16 protein-coding genes are annotated in these 16,928 nt (G+C 44.8%); 11 read left to right on the forward strand and 5 right to left on the reverse strand.

Annotation, left to right across the window (positions count from 1 at the left end):
• Nucleotides 1-6: 6 nt before the first annotated feature.
• Nucleotides 7-570 (reverse strand): NUDIX hydrolase, encoded by a 564-nt coding sequence (locus tag G5B30_RS07025; RefSeq protein WP_240903133.1) that lies wholly within the window; start codon nt 568-570, stop codon nt 7-9.
• Nucleotides 571-613: 43 nt separating this feature from the next.
• On the opposite strand from G5B30_RS07025, the gene pyrE reads away from it, so the two are divergent.
• Together pyrE and G5B30_RS07035 are read left to right on the forward strand one after the other, a co-directional pair.
• The gene (gene pyrE / locus G5B30_RS07030; protein ID WP_165319269.1) at nt 614-1,261 is read left to right on the forward strand and encodes an orotate phosphoribosyltransferase; all 648 of its coding nucleotides are present in this window, start codon (nt 614-616) and stop codon (nt 1,259-1,261) included.
• A gap of 11 nt (nt 1,262-1,272) precedes the next feature.
• Nucleotides 1,273-1,671 carry an SRPBCC family protein gene (locus G5B30_RS07035; RefSeq protein WP_165319270.1) on the forward strand — a complete coding sequence of 133 codons (399 nt, stop codon included), beginning with the start codon at nt 1,273-1,275 and terminating at the stop codon, nt 1,669-1,671.
• A gap of 455 nt (nt 1,672-2,126) precedes the next feature.
• Here G5B30_RS07035 and G5B30_RS07040 read toward each other — a convergent pair whose 3' ends face one another.
• Nucleotides 2,127-3,011 carry a PorP/SprF family type IX secretion system membrane protein gene (locus G5B30_RS07040; RefSeq protein WP_165319271.1) on the reverse strand — a complete coding sequence of 295 codons (885 nt, stop codon included), beginning with the start codon at nt 3,009-3,011 and terminating at the stop codon, nt 2,127-2,129.
• Between the two features lie 536 nt (nt 3,012-3,547).
• Entirely contained in the window at nt 3,548-10,162 is a 6,615-nt protein-coding gene (locus G5B30_RS07045) for an MBG domain-containing protein (RefSeq protein WP_165319272.1), read from the reverse strand.
• A 143-nt stretch (nt 10,163-10,305) separates the two neighbouring features.
• On the opposite strand from G5B30_RS07045, the gene G5B30_RS07050 reads away from it, so the two are divergent.
• Nucleotides 10,306-11,565: a sensor histidine kinase gene (locus tag G5B30_RS07050; RefSeq protein ID WP_165319273.1), complete on the forward strand. Its 1,260-nt coding sequence runs from the start codon at nt 10,306-10,308 to the stop codon at nt 11,563-11,565.
• A gap of 10 nt (nt 11,566-11,575) precedes the next feature.
• A complete protein-coding gene (locus G5B30_RS07055; protein ID WP_165319274.1) occupies nt 11,576-12,202 on the forward strand; it encodes a response regulator in 627 nt (208 codons plus the stop codon).
• 103 nt (nt 12,203-12,305) lie between these two features.
• Here G5B30_RS07055 and G5B30_RS07060 read toward each other — a convergent pair whose 3' ends face one another.
• Nucleotides 12,306-12,962, reverse strand: coding sequence for a hypothetical protein (locus tag G5B30_RS07060; RefSeq protein WP_165319275.1), 657 nt, complete (start codon nt 12,960-12,962; stop codon nt 12,306-12,308).
• A 149-nt stretch (nt 12,963-13,111) separates the two neighbouring features.
• Nucleotides 13,112-13,720: a hypothetical protein gene (locus G5B30_RS07065; protein WP_165319276.1), complete on the reverse strand. Its 609-nt coding sequence runs from the start codon at nt 13,718-13,720 to the stop codon at nt 13,112-13,114.
• Between the two features lie 261 nt (nt 13,721-13,981).
• Between G5B30_RS07065 and G5B30_RS07070 the strand changes: the two genes are divergently transcribed.
• From G5B30_RS07070 to G5B30_RS07095, 7 genes are all read left to right on the forward strand, one after another.
• A complete protein-coding gene (locus G5B30_RS07070; RefSeq protein WP_165319277.1) occupies nt 13,982-14,431 on the forward strand; it encodes a methyl-accepting chemotaxis protein in 450 nt (149 codons plus the stop codon).
• 234 nt (nt 14,432-14,665) lie between these two features.
• On the forward strand, nt 14,666-15,082 hold the full coding sequence (locus G5B30_RS07075; protein ID WP_165319278.1) for a hypothetical protein: 417 nt from the start codon (nt 14,666-14,668) through the stop codon (nt 15,080-15,082).
• Nucleotides 15,079-15,555, forward strand: coding sequence for a hypothetical protein (locus G5B30_RS07080; RefSeq protein ID WP_165319279.1), 477 nt, complete (start codon nt 15,079-15,081; stop codon nt 15,553-15,555). The genes G5B30_RS07075 and G5B30_RS07080 overlap by 4 nt, the downstream gene beginning before the upstream one ends.
• Nucleotide 15,556: 1 nt before the next feature.
• Nucleotides 15,557-15,856, forward strand: a complete 300-nt coding sequence (locus G5B30_RS07085; protein ID WP_165319280.1) for a hypothetical protein — start codon at nt 15,557-15,559, stop codon at nt 15,854-15,856.
• Nucleotides 15,844-16,302 (forward strand): hypothetical protein, encoded by a 459-nt coding sequence (locus G5B30_RS07090; protein ID WP_165319281.1) that lies wholly within the window; start codon nt 15,844-15,846, stop codon nt 16,300-16,302. Before G5B30_RS07085 ends, G5B30_RS07090 begins: the two co-directional genes overlap by 13 nt.
• Before the next feature lie 3 nt (nt 16,303-16,305).
• A complete protein-coding gene (locus tag G5B30_RS17275; protein ID WP_206367042.1) occupies nt 16,306-16,482 on the forward strand; it encodes a hypothetical protein in 177 nt (58 codons plus the stop codon).
• A complete protein-coding gene (locus G5B30_RS07095) occupies nt 16,445-16,918 on the forward strand; it encodes a hypothetical protein (protein ID WP_165319282.1) in 474 nt (157 codons plus the stop codon). The genes G5B30_RS17275 and G5B30_RS07095 overlap by 38 nt, the downstream gene beginning before the upstream one ends.
• The last annotated feature ends 10 nt before the right edge of the window (nt 16,919-16,928 follow it).

Consider the following 16,928-nt stretch of genomic DNA (forward strand, 5'->3'; position numbering starts at 1 on the left):
TTCTATCTATTCCGTTATCGTATTTATGATGTCTTTAATTAAAGGGTAGGTATTTTCTTTCATTTTTTTCAATTCAGTGTTTTTCACCCAGACCGCTTGTGTGATATCTTCCTCTGTCTGCGGTGTTAGTTTAGGCTCCTTATTAACACCCATGTCATACCATTGCGTTTGTTTGAGCACAAATTTATCCCGCATATAATACGTATGGTAGGTTGTTATTAGCTTCTTGCCCAGATAATCGATGTGAAGACCGCATTCTTCTTCCACCTCCCGGACGGCCGCTTCGCGCATTTTTTCGTTGTCTTCAACTTTTCCTTTGGGAAGATCCCATTTGCCAAGCCGGTGGATAAAGAGGTATTCTCCATTACCGTTTCTGACCAGCCCACCGGCAGCTTTGATCACTTTGGATGTAGCAAGAAGTGTTTTAACAGTTTTATGTATATCCGGGTGAACACATAAATAGGTGATGTTTGCGTTCTTCGGAATACCGTTGAAAAGTTTTTCCAAATCAACATCTTGTATACCAATAGTTTGTACCGTGCTTTCGAGAAGAGGTGCAAAATCTGCCATAATTAGCAGGCTTTGGTTCATATAAATTTTATAAATTTGTGCCATGAATAGTCTAAATGAGGTTGAACAAAAAGTTGCTGAATCCTTATTGCAAATTAAAGCAATAAAATTACAACCTAAAAGTCCTTTTACATGGGCGTCTGGATGGAAGTCTCCAATTTACTGCGACAACCGTATCACATTGTCGCATCCGCCTATACGTACCTATATCCGCCAAAATTTAGCTCAACTTATTCAAGATGAGTTTGGGACGGTAGATATGATAGCAGGTGTGGCGACAGCAGGTATCCCTCAAGGTGTGTTAGTTGCACAGGATTTAGGACTGCCTTTTTCTTATGTGCGTAGTAATGCCAAAGGCCATGGTCGGCAAAATCTGATAGAAGGAGAGGTTGTTAGCGGACAACGTGTTGTTGTGCTGGAAGATTTGGTATCGACAGGTAAGAGTTCATTACAGGCTGTAAAAGCGTTGCGTGATGTGGGCTGTAATGTCGTGGGACTGGTATCTATATTCACGTACGGTTTGGATGAGGCTGCAGAGAATTTTGCAGAAGCAAAATGTCCGATGTTTAGCTTATGTGACTATGAAGCTTTAATCAAAGTTGCAGTGGAAAAAAGCTATGTGCTGGAAAGTGAGGTGGAGATGCTTGAACAATGGCGTAAAGCCCCATCTTCGTGGTCGCCGAAAGTGTAATATCTAACGATATGACGTTGATTCAAAATACAACCCTTATTCCCAAAGCGATAGCTGAGGTCTATACTTTTTTGGCCGACTTGAATAATCACGAGCAACTGATGCCGGATAATATTCAAGATTGGACGTCTACAGCAGATGAAGCGCAGTTTTCCATTAAGAACCTTGCAAAGTTAGCTTTGAAGGTAAGCCAACGTGTAGCGAATCGTGAAATTATATGTCTTCCTATAGGCGATGTTCCTTTTACCCTTAAGCTGTCGTGGAAACTGGAAGAAATTTCTGCCGTAGAGACTAGGGCTACCTTTGTTATCGAAGCAGAATTAAATATGATGATGAAGATGATGGTTTCAGGCCATTTACAAAAACTGGTTGACCATCAGGTGTCGCGTTTGAAAGAAGTGTTTGGATAGAAACACCGACCGCAAGGAGGTTATATGTCCGGAGTCCTATGGACAAATCGTCCGTTTTTAGTACAAAATTCCTTGTGCATCACTCTTGACTTCTTCTTGTTTTTTTTATCGCTCAAGCCACGAGGAGGCTTTTTGTACTTTTTGACCGCAAAAAGTACCCAAACCGAACGAAGTGAGCTCATGGATACCATTGAAAACAACAGCTAATCCATAAACTCGTCGCTGTACCGGATCGCTACATCGTCTCTTCCTTCCTGCTATCCGCGACCCGCTACTGCGAAGCAGGCATCAGGGTATGCGTTGGTGGTAGCGGGGCTGATGCAACATTGGCGACATCTATAGCTCTTGTGCAGATAGTATTTTTTTCTTTAACCTAACTGCTTGTTTCTCTTTTCTCAAATCTGATATCTCACGTCTCATGTCTTAAATCTCAGTGACCGTGTAACCCCGGAACGTCATAACAACCCCACGCCACCGACTCTGTATCGTAGGCCGATCTCATGGGTGTTGACAGAGATGCGCTGGTTCAGGGTACGGTTGTTCGGGCTGAATTGGTAGCTGTAGCCGATACCGAAGTCACCGAAGTTCAGCTGCAGCAGGCCCGACAGGTCTCCCTGGTTCTGCACGCCCATGCCCAATCCCAGCTTCCGGCCCATGAACAGCAGCACGCTCAGGTCATAACGCGGATCCATATCGTCCATATGGCTCACTAATACTGAAGGACGGACATGGAAGGCATCGTCCAGCCTCAGCAGTGCCCCTGCGGTGATGTAGTACACGTTCCTGAACTCGTATTCGATATCGTCCGGACGGCTCAGCGAGAACCGGGGCATCGACACACCGAAGTAATAGCGCTCCGGACGGTAGTAGCTCGTCGAGATGCTCAGGAAACCGCCCGTCTCCCGGATGTTGTCACGGAAGGAAGGATCGTTCTGGTCGTCAATGCTGCTGTAGTCGCCCTGGAAGTGCACGAAGCCGCCGCCCATCGATAGGCTCAGGTACTCGTATTCGGTGATGCGTACCGCCTTGGCCACATAGGCCGAGAACTCGCTTTCCTTGGTGACACCGTAGGCGGCATGCTTGGCATCAAGACCTACCGACAGCAGGGCATTCCGCAGCCCGACGTTGCCGCTGGCCCAGATGGATTTCGGTGCCCCGTCCACGCCCGTCCACTGGCTGCGGCCAAGCATGGAGAAGCTACCGCCGAGGTCCATCGTGCTCAGCGAGCTGTTGAAGGTGTTGCGCAGCTGGCCGAACTGGTTGTAGCTGACGCCGTGCTGGGCTTTTGTCAAGAAGGGCAACAGCGCTAATACTGTGAATAGGGTTATGTATTGTTTCATATACTCTTGGTTTCTTTTTTAATTCTGTCTTTGTTCCTTATTCCTTCTATCTTTTCTCTCTTTTCTATCTCTTTATCGCTCAAGCCGCGATGGGCTCCTACTTTTTTCTCTCAAAAAAGATAGGCAAAAAAGTCGCTGCTTAAAAGTTTGGGCTGTATGGATAGTGCCTCCTACTGCTATTGCCCAAACTTTTGAGGCAGCATTTATTATGTTTGTGCGGATACTGCTTATCTCTGTTTCTTCTTCTTTTTTTCTCTTTATCCCTTCTGTTTGTTATCCTTCACTCTACATACGACGTAGATCGAAATCCTAACTCGCCGTAGAAAGACGGCCTTGGACTGTACAGCGTTAAGAAAACATCCGAGTGCCCGTATAAAACAGATCGAAAAAATGGAGCAAAGCGCAATGGCTCCGATCTGTTTAGGGCAAAAGGACTGTTTTTAGCGTCGTACCGTCCAAGCCTTGACTTTTTTTGCTTGTTTTTTTGGTCAAGAAAAAAAATGAAGGGCCCTCCCGGACTGAGGGACCCAACATTACTATCTACGCACGACAAAGAACCCTTTCTCGCGTTTCCACTGACCGCCGTCCTTGATATCGAGGTAATAATAATATGTACCGTCGTGTACGGTGCGGCCACCGGGGAACACGTTGTTCCTGTTGTCGTATTCTTCTATCTCGGCGAGTACTTTGCCGGACTTGTCAAAGATCGTCACTTTGTTCTCCGGGTAATCCCGGATGCCTTCGATCATCAGGAAGTCGTTGATACCGTCGCCGTTGGGCGATACTGCCTGATGTACACGTATCGGTAATGCGGCATCCGCGTCGTTGGCAATGCGCACCGTCACCGAGACCGGATCGGCAGGCAGGTAGTTGTGATTACCTGCCTGTGTGGCGGTAATCACTACCGTACCCAGGCGCTTGACCGTCATGGTCAGCGAGCTGCTGTTGACGGTGGCGATCATCTCGTCATCGATGGTCAGGTTGACCGGTAGACCGCTGCTGGCCAATACCTCAAGGTCGATCGTGCCCGCATCGCGGTAAAGTGTGCCCGGATCGGTAAACGTAATGGTCTGCGGTGCTTTGTTCACCGTCAGTGTGCCGCTTACATAGCTGATATCGTAGTTGGACAGTTTTGGTCCCTGTGCTGCCGAGGCGGTGACGTCATAGGTATCAACATCGGCAGAGGCTGATGCTCCGGCTGAAGTTAATGTCACCGAGGTAACTGCATCGCCGTTGACAAGGCCGTCCGGTGTGAATTCTGTACTGCCGAGTGTCAGTGTAGCACCATAGGTCTTGCTACGGTCATTGGCCGTAATGGACAGTGGAGCTTTGTTTACCGTTAATGTTCCTTCGAAATAAGCGATGAGATAATTCTCGAGTCCGTCTCCCGTTGCATTTGCTACCTCTATATAGTAATCTCCTACATCGGCCGAGACGGCTGCACCGGTTGAGTTCAGCGTGACCGAGGTAACCTCGTCGTTGTTCACCAGACCGCTGGCCGTGAACTCGGTACTGCCGAGTGTCAGTGTAGCACCATAGGTCTTGCTACGGTCATTGGCCGTAATGGACAGTGGAGCTTTGTTTACCGTTAATGTTCCTTCGAAATAAGCGATGAGGTAATTCTCAAGTCCGTCGCCCGTTGCGTTTGCTACCTCTATATAGTAATCTCCTACATCGGCCGAGGTGGCTGCACCGGTTGAGTTCAGTGTTACCGAGATAACTACGTCACTGTTGACAAGGCCGCTTGCCGTAAAGGCAGTAGTGCCAAGGACAAGCGCCTCACCGTAGGTCTTGCTTCGGTCATTAGCCGTAATGGACAGTGGCGCTTTATTTACCTGTAGTGTTCCTTCGAAATAAGCGATGATGTAATTTTCAAGTCTGCTGCCCGTTGCGTTTGATACCTCTATATAGTAATCTCCGACGTTGGCTGAGGCTGTTGCTCCCGGCGAGGTCAGTGTTACCGAGGTAACTTCATCGTTATTGACCAGACCCAGGCTTGTGAACTCGGTAGTACCGAGTGTCAGCGCCTCACTGTAGGTCTTGCTGCGGTTGTTCGCTGTTATTGTCAGTGCCTTTTTATTTACCGTCAGCGTGCTTTCCTCGTATGTGATATCATAGTTGGCCAGGCCTGTACCTGCCGCTGCCGAGGCGGTGATGTCGTAGGTGTCGACATCGGCCGAGGCCGCTGCTCCGGGAGAAGACAATGTTACCGAAGTAACTTCATCATCGTTGACAAGACCGTTTGCTATAAAGGCAGTAGTGCCGAGTGCAAGGGTCTCACCGTAGGTCTTGCTGCGATCTTTGGCCGTGATGGTCAGTGCTTTCGGGTTGACTGTCAGCGTGCCTTTGGCGTAGTTGATCGTATAGTTCGTCAGACCGCTGCCCTGCGCATCTGTGGCCGTGATGTCGTAAGTGTTTACCACAGCTGTCGCTGCTGCTCCCGGAGAGGTCAGCATTACCGAGGTAACCGCATCACTGTTAACAAGGCCATCGGTTGTAAATTCAGTACTGCCGAGGACAAGCGCCTCACCGTAGGTCTTGCTGCGGTTGTTCGCTGTTACTGTCAATGCTTTCGCATTGACAGTAAGCGTGCCTTCCTCGTACGTAATATCGTAGTTATCCAGACCTGTACCCTGGGCGTTTATGGCGGTGATATCATAGGTATCGACATCTGCCGAGGCCGCTGCTCCGGGAGAAGTCAATGTTACCGAGTTAACCTCATCGTCATTAATCAACCCATTTGCTGTAAACTCGGTACCGTCAAAGCTAAAAATACTACCGTATGTTTTAGTCTGATCACTCGGCGTGATAACCAGATTTATTTTTTTAATCTGTAATTGGGCTGTTTTTTCGAGATCCGGTCCACAACCAGAAAAAATAGCCTTAATGGTGTATGTGCCCGCCTCAATAGCTTCTGTAATGACTTGATCATTTTCGTCGATTATTTCATAACGTACTGTACTTCCCGGAGGCATATTTCCGGCTACTATCGTTTTAGCTGATCCATCATAATCTACTTCTTTATCAGCAAAGGTTACTTGATTAAGATCGATAGCCCGGCAGTGATATTCGTAAGCACCTATATCGATTGTTGAATCAAATACACGAGAATTATGACTGGCATCCAAATCAACCGAAAGATCACCTCCCGCATCTGTGTATAGGAAATTACTTCCCTTATTTATCGCTGGGCTGCCTGCAGTTAAGCTATAGTCGTCATTATCCGCATTCGCAAATAAAGGATCGATCAACAGGTTGTTTCCTCCATTGGTTCCCCAGTCTGCATTCCAGTTCCCAAAAATAAGCGACGGCTTTTTAATTATACTGTTTTTGATGCTAGCAGAGCCCGGTTGCGTCGTATTCGCATTATTATATATCGTTCCTTCACGCGTATTGCTATCGCTATAGATAATGGAATTAATAATATCGATATGGTTTCCACCACTATTGTCAATCGCAATTCCATCTTCACCAATATTTCCAGCTATAGTTACATTTAGTAATGTGATGTTTCCATCATTCCAAGAACTGATTCCGGCGCCTGCATCAGCTTTATTTCCCGTTATCACCGTATTTTTAATCCATACGGAAGAATGCACGTTATAAATTCCCCCGCCATTAGATCCTTCGGGAGGAATGCTTTCCTTCAACGAATTATTCCTGACAATAGATTCGCTTATCGTTATGTTTTCCGAATAATCATTAAATATTCCTGCTCCATATCTTGTATCACAAGTGTTGTTCTCAATTATCGATCGCGTAATAATAACGCCAGAAGAATAGAGGTTGGTTATGCCCGCACCGCCATACATGTAACCTATATCATCCTCTTCGATATGATTGTGGCTTATGATTACATCGCTGATTAAGGGCGATGAATCGTAATTACACATACCTCCGCCATGCCAGGCTGTATTTTGACGAATATGTAGATTTTGAAGGAGGGGAGATGCGTTGGCATTATAAATCCCTCCACCGTATCCTAAAAACTTCCCATCTTGAATAATAAATCCATCCAAAATGGCTGTTCTTTGCAACGGATCATCACCAAAAAAATCGTTATTGATTACCCTTCGCTCGTTATTACCGGATAAAATCGTCGGATATTCTTTCCACTTACGATCATCCATAATGGGTTCACCGGTAGCCGGAAAGCCTCCGTAGATCACAACATCGTTTTTCATTTTAAAACTTGTTGTTGGAGGCGCGTAGTACGTACCTTCCGCTACCCAAACTTCCCGTACACCAGACAGATCAATAGCGGCTTGTAGATCGGCTACCGCATTCTGCCAGCTACTGCCGTTGCCAGTTCCATTCTCTCTTACATATACAATGTTGTTTTCATCATGGGCCAGAGGCAAGACAAATGAGATGGCATTGGACCATGCTCCTGTATTACCTTCGCCGCAATTGGTCCTGACGTAAACATAATATCGCTTTCCGGAAGATAATGAGGGTAATGTCACCGTGTTACTTGCCGTATTTCCGGAGGGTGCACCGATAGCGTCGGGTGTGACAGATACATCGGAATAGTAATAATCATAGCCGCCCGTAGGAGCAGTAGCTGAGCCATCCCAGGAAATCACCGGCGTGTTAGAAGTCAGGTCTGTGGCTCTTAGGTTTTGTATAAGCGGACATGCGCCGCCCGATTGAATGTTGAAATTGTCAAATCCTATGTAATAGTCTCCGGAAGCCCAAGACGCCGTGATACGAATACGGATGGTTTCCCCGGCAAATGCATCTAAAGAGGAAGAAAATGTCTGCCAACCGATAGTATTGTTATTGGGAACGATTGCAATATCGGTATAATTCACGCCCATATTTGTAGACACTGCCACTACGAAATCGCCACTACCATTTCCAGGGGCATCGGAGTCCGAATAATTGACATGTTGGTAGACAAAAGATAATACGTCACCCGCTTTAATATCCCGGATATAGGGAGTGAAGAAATTGGAAGTTTCCGGATAGCCATATATGTTTTGGTAGATTGCAGCACCATCTTTATCGATAAAATCATCTAAACTGTCAAAAGACCAATCATCCGTCTCCCATCCATTCGGTCTTGAATCGGTCGGAAAGTCTTCATTCCAGGGGACTGTGGTCGATAATAGGGTAGTGAAGGATACGGGAGAGCTCCATTCGCTGTGTTCATCTGTACCGCAGCGATTTCTGACCCAAAAATAATAGGTCGTACCTTCCGCTAAATCATCAAATTGTATTTCCGTATCGGTCAGGCTTGCAAAAGTTCCGGCATATTCCTGCAACCCCGTAATCTTATCAGAAAGAAAGTATTCATAACTTTCTCCAGTAGACGGCTGCCAACTCACTTGCGCTTCGGTAAATGTGATGTTTTCTGCCTGTATACCGGATACCTCAAGACAAGAGGGTAATGGCGCGATGCTAAAGTTATCAAACCCAAGTTCATAGCCTCCAATATAGTGTTGAGCAATAATACGGATTTTAATGTTCTCACCAACATAGGGCGTCAAATCGTAAGAAAACAGTTGCCAAGGACTGTCACTGTACGTACGTATTGTGGTTATATCATTATAATTTTTACCACCATCTGTGGAAATGGTAATTTTAAAATCACCGCCGGCCGAATTGCCAAAAGCGAAGTTGTCTTTTATGGCGTATGTGAAACTTAACCGATCACCTGTCTGTATATCTTTTATAATGGGTGTCGTAAAAGACTTGGAAAGATCAAGGGTGCTGTTTCGTAGAACAGCATGGAGTACATTTCCATCTGCCGATGGTATCTCACTATATTCATCCACGTACCATGCAGGTGCACTCCATCCTTTTGGAGCGGAGGAGACGTCGAAATTCTCCGACCAAGGACGACTCATCTCGTATTCCGTTATAAATGAATATACAACACTCCATTCACTATTATCTTCCGGGCCGCATATCGATCTTATCCAAAGATAATATTGCTGTCCCGGCGATAAGGAATGGAGTGTAAGGTTAGTTTGGTTTGTAGTTCCTGTTGGATTTGTTGTCTGGGTTGGCGTAAGATTACTTTCCGACAGGTAGTAGCCGTATTCGGCTGGACTTCCTGTCGGGGCTTCCCAAACGAAGGAGGCTGTATTCGTGCCGATTTCAGTAGACTGTATATTCAACACACGGTTACATACTGACGGGCCGACATAAAAATTATCAAAACCCGCAAAAAAACCTCCCTCGATTGCATGTACAGTTATGCTTACCTGAATAGTCTGGCCTGCATAAGCACTCAAATCATACGAAAATAATTGCCATCCTGAAGCACCATCGTTCGGAACGGTAGCTATTTCCGTAAAATTATCCCCACCATCGGTGGATATGGCCACGGCAAAGTTTCCCGATCCGTTCGCAGGTGGATCAAATGGTGGATACTCGCTGCTTAAACGATACGTAAACTGAAGCATGTCGCCTGCTTCGATATTTTGTATGTTATTGGTCGCAAAAGCTCCCGATTCATCCCAAAAATAACGATAAATGATATTGCCATCGGCATTAGGCAGTTGTTCCGGTGCATACACATCCCAGTATCCACTCAAGACCCGCCAACCTGCCGGCATATCATATATATCGGGAAATTTTTCGGACCATCGAGTATGACCCGGAATCACATGTAGGGTGTAATCTTCGGCTTCTCCCCAGCCGTAGCTGCCACAGGCATCATCAGCGTATGCGTTGTAATTTTTTATCACGCGCATACGTGTTGCACCCAGAAGTGCTTCTTCGGGTATTTTAATTGTGCCAGTAGCTGCTTGACTATCTGTACCTGTCGAATTGTAAATAGAACCTATTTCAAAGCTTTCTTCATTATCAGAAAAATCGCCATCTTGATTCCAATCGATAAAGATCCGGAAGTAGCATCTGAACTCCCCGGCCGTATTCCCTTTCAGGGAAATAGGAACTTCGTCTCCAGTCTGGACAGTACCTGAAATAGCGAGAAAATTTTCTAAAGCGGTACTATTATATGCTGAACTTGAGTTATTAATTCCGGCAAACTCTACTTTTGTGATAGGTTCAATGACGTTGGAAAAAGATATATTACAATAAGGATCTGGAAAATTCTGTGCACATACACCTTCTACACTTAAAATACCAGATAAAAGACAAAAGACATAAGCGAAGCAATAATATATAGGTTTCTTCATAAGGTTAATTTATTAGACAAAACTACCGTCAAAACGATTATGCTGTATCCCCCAATTTGGGGGATTTTTAAAATAATGATGTGAGATACTGATTATTGTCCCGTATTTTAGTGCTGCAGAGATTTAAAAACATATCATTTTATATGCTTATACCGGAGAAGTTTTATCATTACTTTATTCCAAAAAGGTTACATGATCGTTCCTTATCCGAATATGACCAACTTTGTACGGTCGTTATCGGATATTTAGTGTCTGTAATCTTACTGATTATTATTCCAACGATTTTGCTCGTTTTATCTCCGTTGGCCGTTTATTATTATATCCTACTGTTCGTCTGTCTGTTGACATTAGTGTATATCAAAATGACGGGACGGTTTATGTTGATGTTGATTGTGAGTATGTTGACAGGCTATGCCATCATGATTACGAATTGTCTGAACAGCGGAGGAATACTTTCCATTCAGGTATCGGCCTTATATCTTTTGTTGTTAACCGGTTTCTGGGCCGATAGACGTGTTGGTAAAACGATGATCTTCGTTAATTTAGTTGCTGTGTGGTTCCTCTACAGCCAGAGTAACGCCGGCACGATGCGGGGTACGAGCGAATTTGATATTACTTATGCACCGGAAAGTTTTGAGATTGCTTTACTGTACCATTTAAGCATCACCGTTTTTTTTGGTATTTTCTTTTTAATGGTCTATCAGCAACGAGATGAGGCAAAGCGGTTGTTCAAAGAGCAACAACAGGCAAGGATAGCGGAATTGGATGAAGCGGTTCGTGCTCGAACGGAGCAGTTGCTCTCTTTACGGCAAAGTTTGTCGCGGGATTTTCATGATGAAACCGGAAATATATTAGCCGCTATTACCCGGCAAGCGAGTATGCTTGGCCTCATTACGAAAAATAACGATAAGACAAAACCCATTATCGATCACATTATTTTGAATAGCGAACGGCTTTATGCCTCCAGCAAAGACTTTTTATGGAGTATTAATCGCAACAGTGGAGAACCGGATGAATTGTTTATACACTTGACATCCTTTGGACAAGTGTTTTATAATCAACTTGATATTGCTTTTTCGGCCGAAAGTCAAGTGCTGGAACCGGCGAAACGCCATCTGGACCCATCGGTATCCCGTCATCTCGTTTTTATGCTGAAAGAGGCTATGACCAATACCGCTAAACATTCGGGATGTACCGAAGTACAATTGACGATGGATGTTATGGCAGACAGCATTTTCATTTGCCTGACAGATAATGGAAAATGGAAGGATCCAGATCCTTCTATCACACATACAGGTATCCACAATATGAAGAAAAGAGCGACAGAAAATGGCTTGGATTTAACCGTTCAACACCATCTTTCGGGCACACGTGTGTGTGTAGACGCTCCATTATCATTTTAAATTACGGTTTATGAAGAAGAAAATAATTATTATCGAAGATATCGCTGCTATTCGCGAAGGATTTGTGGCTGCTCTGCAAAGCACCGGGAAATATAGTGTGATAAATGCATATGACAGTTGTGAAGCGGCTCTTGTTAATCTGCATACGGATGAACCGGATGTGGTGTTGATGGATATCGAACTCCCGGGTATGGATGGAATCGAAGGGACGGCAAGGATTAAAAAGGAGTTTGCTAACTGTATTGTTTTGATTATTACTGTCTTAGAGGATAGTGAAAAGGTGTTTCAATCACTGTGTGCAGGAGCAGGAGGGTATATCGTAAAAAACTCGAATATTGAAAATATCGATCAGACGATCGACGAAGCACTCCGCGGAGGTGCGCCAATGAGTCTATCGATCGCTAAAATGGTAGTCGAATCGTTCCGTAGAGAACCTAACTCGCCTTTGTCCGAACGGGAAACGGAAGTGTTGCAGGCTATTGCCTCCGGCAAAAGTTATTCAAAAATCGCTCAGGAAATTTTTGTCAGCAAGGAAACTGTCCGTACACATATTAAAAACATTTATCGTAAGCTGGAGGTATCGTCCAAAGCTGAAGCATTGCGCATCGCTAACAAAAACAAATGGGTTAACTACTAAACACTAAAATCCACCCAAGGTCTTTTAAACACAAGTGGCCAGAATTTCTTCCGACCACTTGTAGAGAGAGATGATCTCTTTCTTCCTTTATAGATATGCCTGCTTATATACTTGTATATAGCAGGTCTTCGTCAAACTGTTCAACGGCATCGTAGAAATCCTGTATCTTATCATTCACCTCGTCATATTCGTCAAGGAGATCGTCCATTTCCCGGTAATATCGTTTTTCCAGTTCCCCGATGAAGCTGATTTTCCCTTTGAAATCATCCAGATCTTCATCGAAGAAGACCAGATCCACCGAACATTCCTGATAGCGTTTTATGATCGTATTGACCTGTGGGAAGGCCGTCTCGGTCATCCATTTTTCCTGCTCCAATCTATAGTCGCTGTATGCATAGTACGATTGGCTGAACTGGAGCAGAGTGGGTACAAATTCATCCGTCATTTTCTTGATGTAATCTATCTGTGCAATCAGCTGCTTGCGGATGGTAGGTTTATACGGGTTGGTATCGTAGGCCATCATGAGGTGCTGGAGCTTTTCATTCGCTGTACGCAACACGTCGGCCAGTTCTTCGACCTGTATCCGAAAGCCCGGTATCATCGTCCGGTCACCGTTGATCCGTTGTTTTGTTTCCCATACACGGTCATGCATCTCTTTATATACCGCCAGTGCTGCGGTCTCGAATGCCGGAGGTGTCACCTTGCGGTTGAAGCGCAAGGTCATGTTGTGTATGGGGTGGGGGATTGTTGTGATTTCCATATCTGTCCTAAATTTACATAAAAAATGGTTAAGTTCTCGTTTTATCTGATGTGTTGGCTATCAAATTATCTATCATAAGTACATTGCGAGGCGCGGTCGCACCGTAGTGCTGATGCGACCTGCCTCGCAATGTCTGCTTTCATGAGGGACTAAACCACCAGTGCACTGATGGTGTTACTGAAATTCGGCTCAATATCCCTGCCGACGTAAGAGGCACGGAATTCATACTCCTGAAGCTTGACAAGATCCTTCAGATCGATAAAGGATTTGCTGTGCAGCACGGTGTCCCACTCCGCTGTCCCTTTTAGCCGGTACTCGTAGCGGTACAGGCGGGCATGTTTCCAGGGATTTATCCGCAGGCGGACAATACCCGAGCCTACCTCCATATGTGTGGCCCTTAAGTTTTCTGCTTTTGGTGTCCGTTCGATACGGTTTGCAGGACTCTGTCTCGGCTGGTAACCTGCCGCAACGATAATGCCGGGGTCACCTAAAGCTACCGAATCTACATATGTAGACAGGCGGTAGATCGCTTCCTGTAGTTCCCGTCCAAGCTGTCCTTTTATAATGACAGTACGCTGATCGCGGAACTGTGCCTCTAAATAGGCTTTCTGATAATTGGTTAAAAGCGTCTCAAAGGTCGCTAAATCCGGGACCGGATTGGGAAACATGTCCGCATTTTCGGTCATTTTCTTGAAAATCTGCTGTGCTTGGAGCAACAGTTCTGTTGCATTGTTGCTTCCGTAAATGGGTCTAATCATTTTTCTTTTTTTTTAATGTTTAAAATTTAGTTTTAACTCTCTGTTGTACGTACAGTACAAAGATGCAGCACAAAAACAGCGAAAAGGTGTAAAAATGAGACCAATTCGGGGGGTAGGCAAAAAACTTTCTGTCTCATTTTTACACCTTTTTTTGACTTTTTTGAACAGATTTTTGGCTTAAAATATGTCTTATTTAGCTTGTTAAGCGGCTTTTTTGATAAAATAGTTGTGGGAAATCTCCACCGCGGAGAGCTAGCTGTTTTGCCAAAACAGCTAGCAGAGATGCCCGAAGAGGTAGCTCTTACGGCAAAACAGGTAGCAGGAATACCCGGAGAGGTAGCTCCCATCGTACAACAGCTAGCAGGAATACTCGAAGAGGTAGCTCGTACGGTACGACAGGTAGCAGAGATGACCGAAGAGGTAGTTCGTACGGCAAAACAGGTAGCGGGAATACCCGGAGAGGTAGCTCTTACGGCAAAACAGCTAGCAGAGATGGCCCGAGAGGTAGCTCTTACGGTACAACAGCTAGCGGGAATACCCGAAGAGGTAGCTCTTACGGCAAAACAGGTAGCAGGGATACCCGAAGAGGTAGCTCGCATCGTACAACAGGTAGCAGGGATACCCGAAGAGGTAGCTCGTACGGTACAACAGGTAGCAGGAATACCCGGAGAGATAGCTCGTACGGCAAAACAGGAACGTCCGGAGAGATAGTTCGTACGGTACAACGGTGTCTCTCTTATTTATCGGCATCCCAACTCGGATTTCGGTATATTGTGACGAATTTTCGTGCTTGATATTCAGTAATTTAAGTGTTTTATCCAAAAAATATGCTATTATACATTAATAATAAGATTATAATAGTTATTATTGTATTGCGAAAAGCAAGTTACCCAACTATAAACACGATAAAAAATATATTATTAGTAATCCTTAAACCAAAAGGATATGATAAACCCAAATAAACATGTACGTATAGCATTGATTAACGTTCTTTCCGCAGCGACGAGCGTACCGTTTTATGATACTATGTTGCCGACAGACGTAACTCCAGTACCTTCCTCTTATGGAATCATCTATAATCAAACAATGAGTCCGTACGATGTAAGTAAAGCAAACTATGATTGGCTCTGCGGTGTAAATATAGACTTATATGACATTGGTGACCTGGGAAGCAATAATTCTGATACAATAGATGATATGGAAGAAGACGTACTTAATGCATTGGAAAATGGGCTTGACGTAAATGGGTTTATTGTACAGGAGGTGAGCTTTCTCAAGAGCGAAACAGTTAACGGCCAATCTGATACGAATTCGATAAACAGAAAGGTAATGACGTATGAAATTTGGATAAACAGGGTATGACTATAGATGGAAGACTTTTAGGATTAAGGATCGGATCGGATTTTGTTCCGTGCGAAATGGGTCTAACACTCAATTTCGAAGTGGAGAAACGGGACCGATCCTCATCGGCCAACGGTTCCTGGAAACATCATCGGAACGGCTATAAAGGGTGGAATGCGGTGGTGAATGGCAAGTTGTTGATCAGTAGTCTTTCAGGTAGCTTTAACAGCCTGTTCCGTGCTTACCTAAATGATGAGGAGCTGTCACTTGTCATACAGAACAGGGATCCGAATGGACAGCCATTTGAGATATGGGGAAATGCGACTATAAAGCAGGGGACGATGGAAGCTCCAAGTGTAGGTAAGGCTACATGGTCTATCACATTCGAAGGAAATGGAGCATTGAGCGAAGACATAGCCGTGTTTTGGAAAATCATTAACGCAATGCCTGCGGAAGCAGATAAACCCAACATAATAGATACGACAAATTGGTAACATGATAGCTGTAAGCGGAGACAACGGGATGATCGTATCCAAAGAATACGAAGAGAATATCGTTTATAACGCGGAACGTCAGCGTATGATAACTATTGATGTCATAAACCCTTATGTGGTATCGGGTACAATAGGGAAGGGAGAACGTGTTACCGTATTGCTGGAAAACCGAAAGGCCTATGCGTGTGAGGTTATGACATTGCTTACGAAAGCAAAAGTACGGCTAAGGAAAGGTGAGCAGATAGCGTTTAACGAAGATTATTGGAACACTAAAATAAATAACATAAAATGGCAACACTAAGAGGAAATCAGGTACAGGTAAAGGCCAATAACGAATGGGTGGCCTGTCAGTTAGAAGCAGTAGTCACCATAGGGCAAACTACGTCTACGGAGGATCCATGTAAACCGGATCCGGAAAATTTTAGCACGGGAGCAAGCTGGGAGGATCCTTCGATAGATGTGAAGACCTGGGGAGTTACTTTGTCGGCACGGGCATTTGCTGATGAACTGGCGATGAATAATGTTGAGTTGAATGAACTTATTATAGACGGCGATGGTACATTGCCAATCAAAGTGTCTACCGTGGAGGATACGAATTATCCGCACCCTTTGTTGCTGGAGTGGGCGGGTACGGTCATCATCACCGAACTTGCGAATAACTTTCCGGCCACCGGGTCAGCGACGTATGATGTAACTTTACAGGGAAAGGGTAAACCTACATTTACCAAAACACCTGTAAGTCCTTAATATATGTGGTACACCGTGGACAACGTAGAACGGTTTGGCGCGGGCTGGGTGGTACGTTATACCGTGTTATCGTTATGTTGTCCCTACAAGATGACTACCGTTATTGTGCAAGAGAAGAAACCGACTATAAATCAGATAAAAGATGCTATTGAAAATAAAAGACAGGGAGTATGGACTTGAATGGGGTATGCTTGCATTCGAAAGCTTGGAGGATGAGCTTGGTGAATCCGGTCATCAGATCATTATCCGGATCACAGAAGAGCTTTCCAATAAGCGAGATAGAACACTGCGAAAATTAGCGTATGAGGCTATCAAGCTTTGGTGCAAAAAAAACGACAAAGAAGTTGGTATCACGTATTACGATTTTGTCGACTGGTTAGACCGTGAACCACAGGATAGTAAAGAAGTCAAACATATCTCAGCCTCATTTTATGCTTCCTGGTACCAAGGTAAGCAGATATCGGAATGGATAGATTATATCATTAATCTTGCCACGCAGTCGGTAGAAGAGGGAGATAAAGAAACGACAAAAAAAAAGGCTACACGAACGCAAGGGCGGAAATCGTCCGGAACTGCATCAAGTGGGGGCTCAAAACGGAAGAGTACAACTACCTGACATATCGCGA

It is taken from the genome of Sphingobacterium sp. SGG-5 (genome assembly GCF_011043525.1).
Classification (GTDB): domain Bacteria; phylum Bacteroidota; class Bacteroidia; order Sphingobacteriales; family Sphingobacteriaceae; genus Sphingobacterium.

What these genes read in the sequence shown, in the direction of transcription:
- G5B30_RS07025 (WP_240903133.1), bottom strand. Translation starts at nt 570, where the DNA reads ATGGCAGATTTTGCACCTCTTCTCGAAAGCACGGTACAAACTATTGGT.
- pyrE (WP_165319269.1), top strand. Translation starts at nt 614, where the DNA reads ATGAATAGTCTAAATGAGGTTGAACAAAAAGTTGCTGAATCCTTATTG.
- G5B30_RS07035 (WP_165319270.1), top strand. Translation starts at nt 1,273, where the DNA reads ATGACGTTGATTCAAAATACAACCCTTATTCCCAAAGCGATAGCTGAG.
- G5B30_RS07040 (WP_165319271.1), bottom strand. Translation starts at nt 3,011, where the DNA reads ATGAAACAATACATAACCCTATTCACAGTATTAGCGCTGTTGCCCTTC.
- G5B30_RS07045 (WP_165319272.1), bottom strand. Translation starts at nt 10,162, where the DNA reads ATGAAGAAACCTATATATTATTGCTTCGCTTATGTCTTTTGTCTTTTA.
- G5B30_RS07050 (WP_165319273.1), top strand. Translation starts at nt 10,306, where the DNA reads ATGCTTATACCGGAGAAGTTTTATCATTACTTTATTCCAAAAAGGTTA.
- G5B30_RS07055 (WP_165319274.1), top strand. Translation starts at nt 11,576, where the DNA reads ATGAAGAAGAAAATAATTATTATCGAAGATATCGCTGCTATTCGCGAA.
- G5B30_RS07060 (WP_165319275.1), bottom strand. Translation starts at nt 12,962, where the DNA reads ATGGAAATCACAACAATCCCCCACCCCATACACAACATGACCTTGCGC.
- G5B30_RS07065 (WP_165319276.1), bottom strand. Translation starts at nt 13,720, where the DNA reads ATGATTAGACCCATTTACGGAAGCAACAATGCAACAGAACTGTTGCTC.
- G5B30_RS07075 (WP_165319278.1), top strand. Translation starts at nt 14,666, where the DNA reads ATGATAAACCCAAATAAACATGTACGTATAGCATTGATTAACGTTCTT.
- G5B30_RS07080 (WP_165319279.1), top strand. Translation starts at nt 15,079, where the DNA reads ATGACTATAGATGGAAGACTTTTAGGATTAAGGATCGGATCGGATTTT.
- G5B30_RS07085 (WP_165319280.1), top strand. Translation starts at nt 15,557, where the DNA reads ATGATAGCTGTAAGCGGAGACAACGGGATGATCGTATCCAAAGAATAC.
- G5B30_RS07090 (WP_165319281.1), top strand. Translation starts at nt 15,844, where the DNA reads ATGGCAACACTAAGAGGAAATCAGGTACAGGTAAAGGCCAATAACGAA.
- G5B30_RS17275 (WP_206367042.1), top strand. Translation starts at nt 16,306, where the DNA reads ATGTGGTACACCGTGGACAACGTAGAACGGTTTGGCGCGGGCTGGGTG.
- G5B30_RS07095 (WP_165319282.1), top strand. Translation starts at nt 16,445, where the DNA reads ATGCTATTGAAAATAAAAGACAGGGAGTATGGACTTGAATGGGGTATG.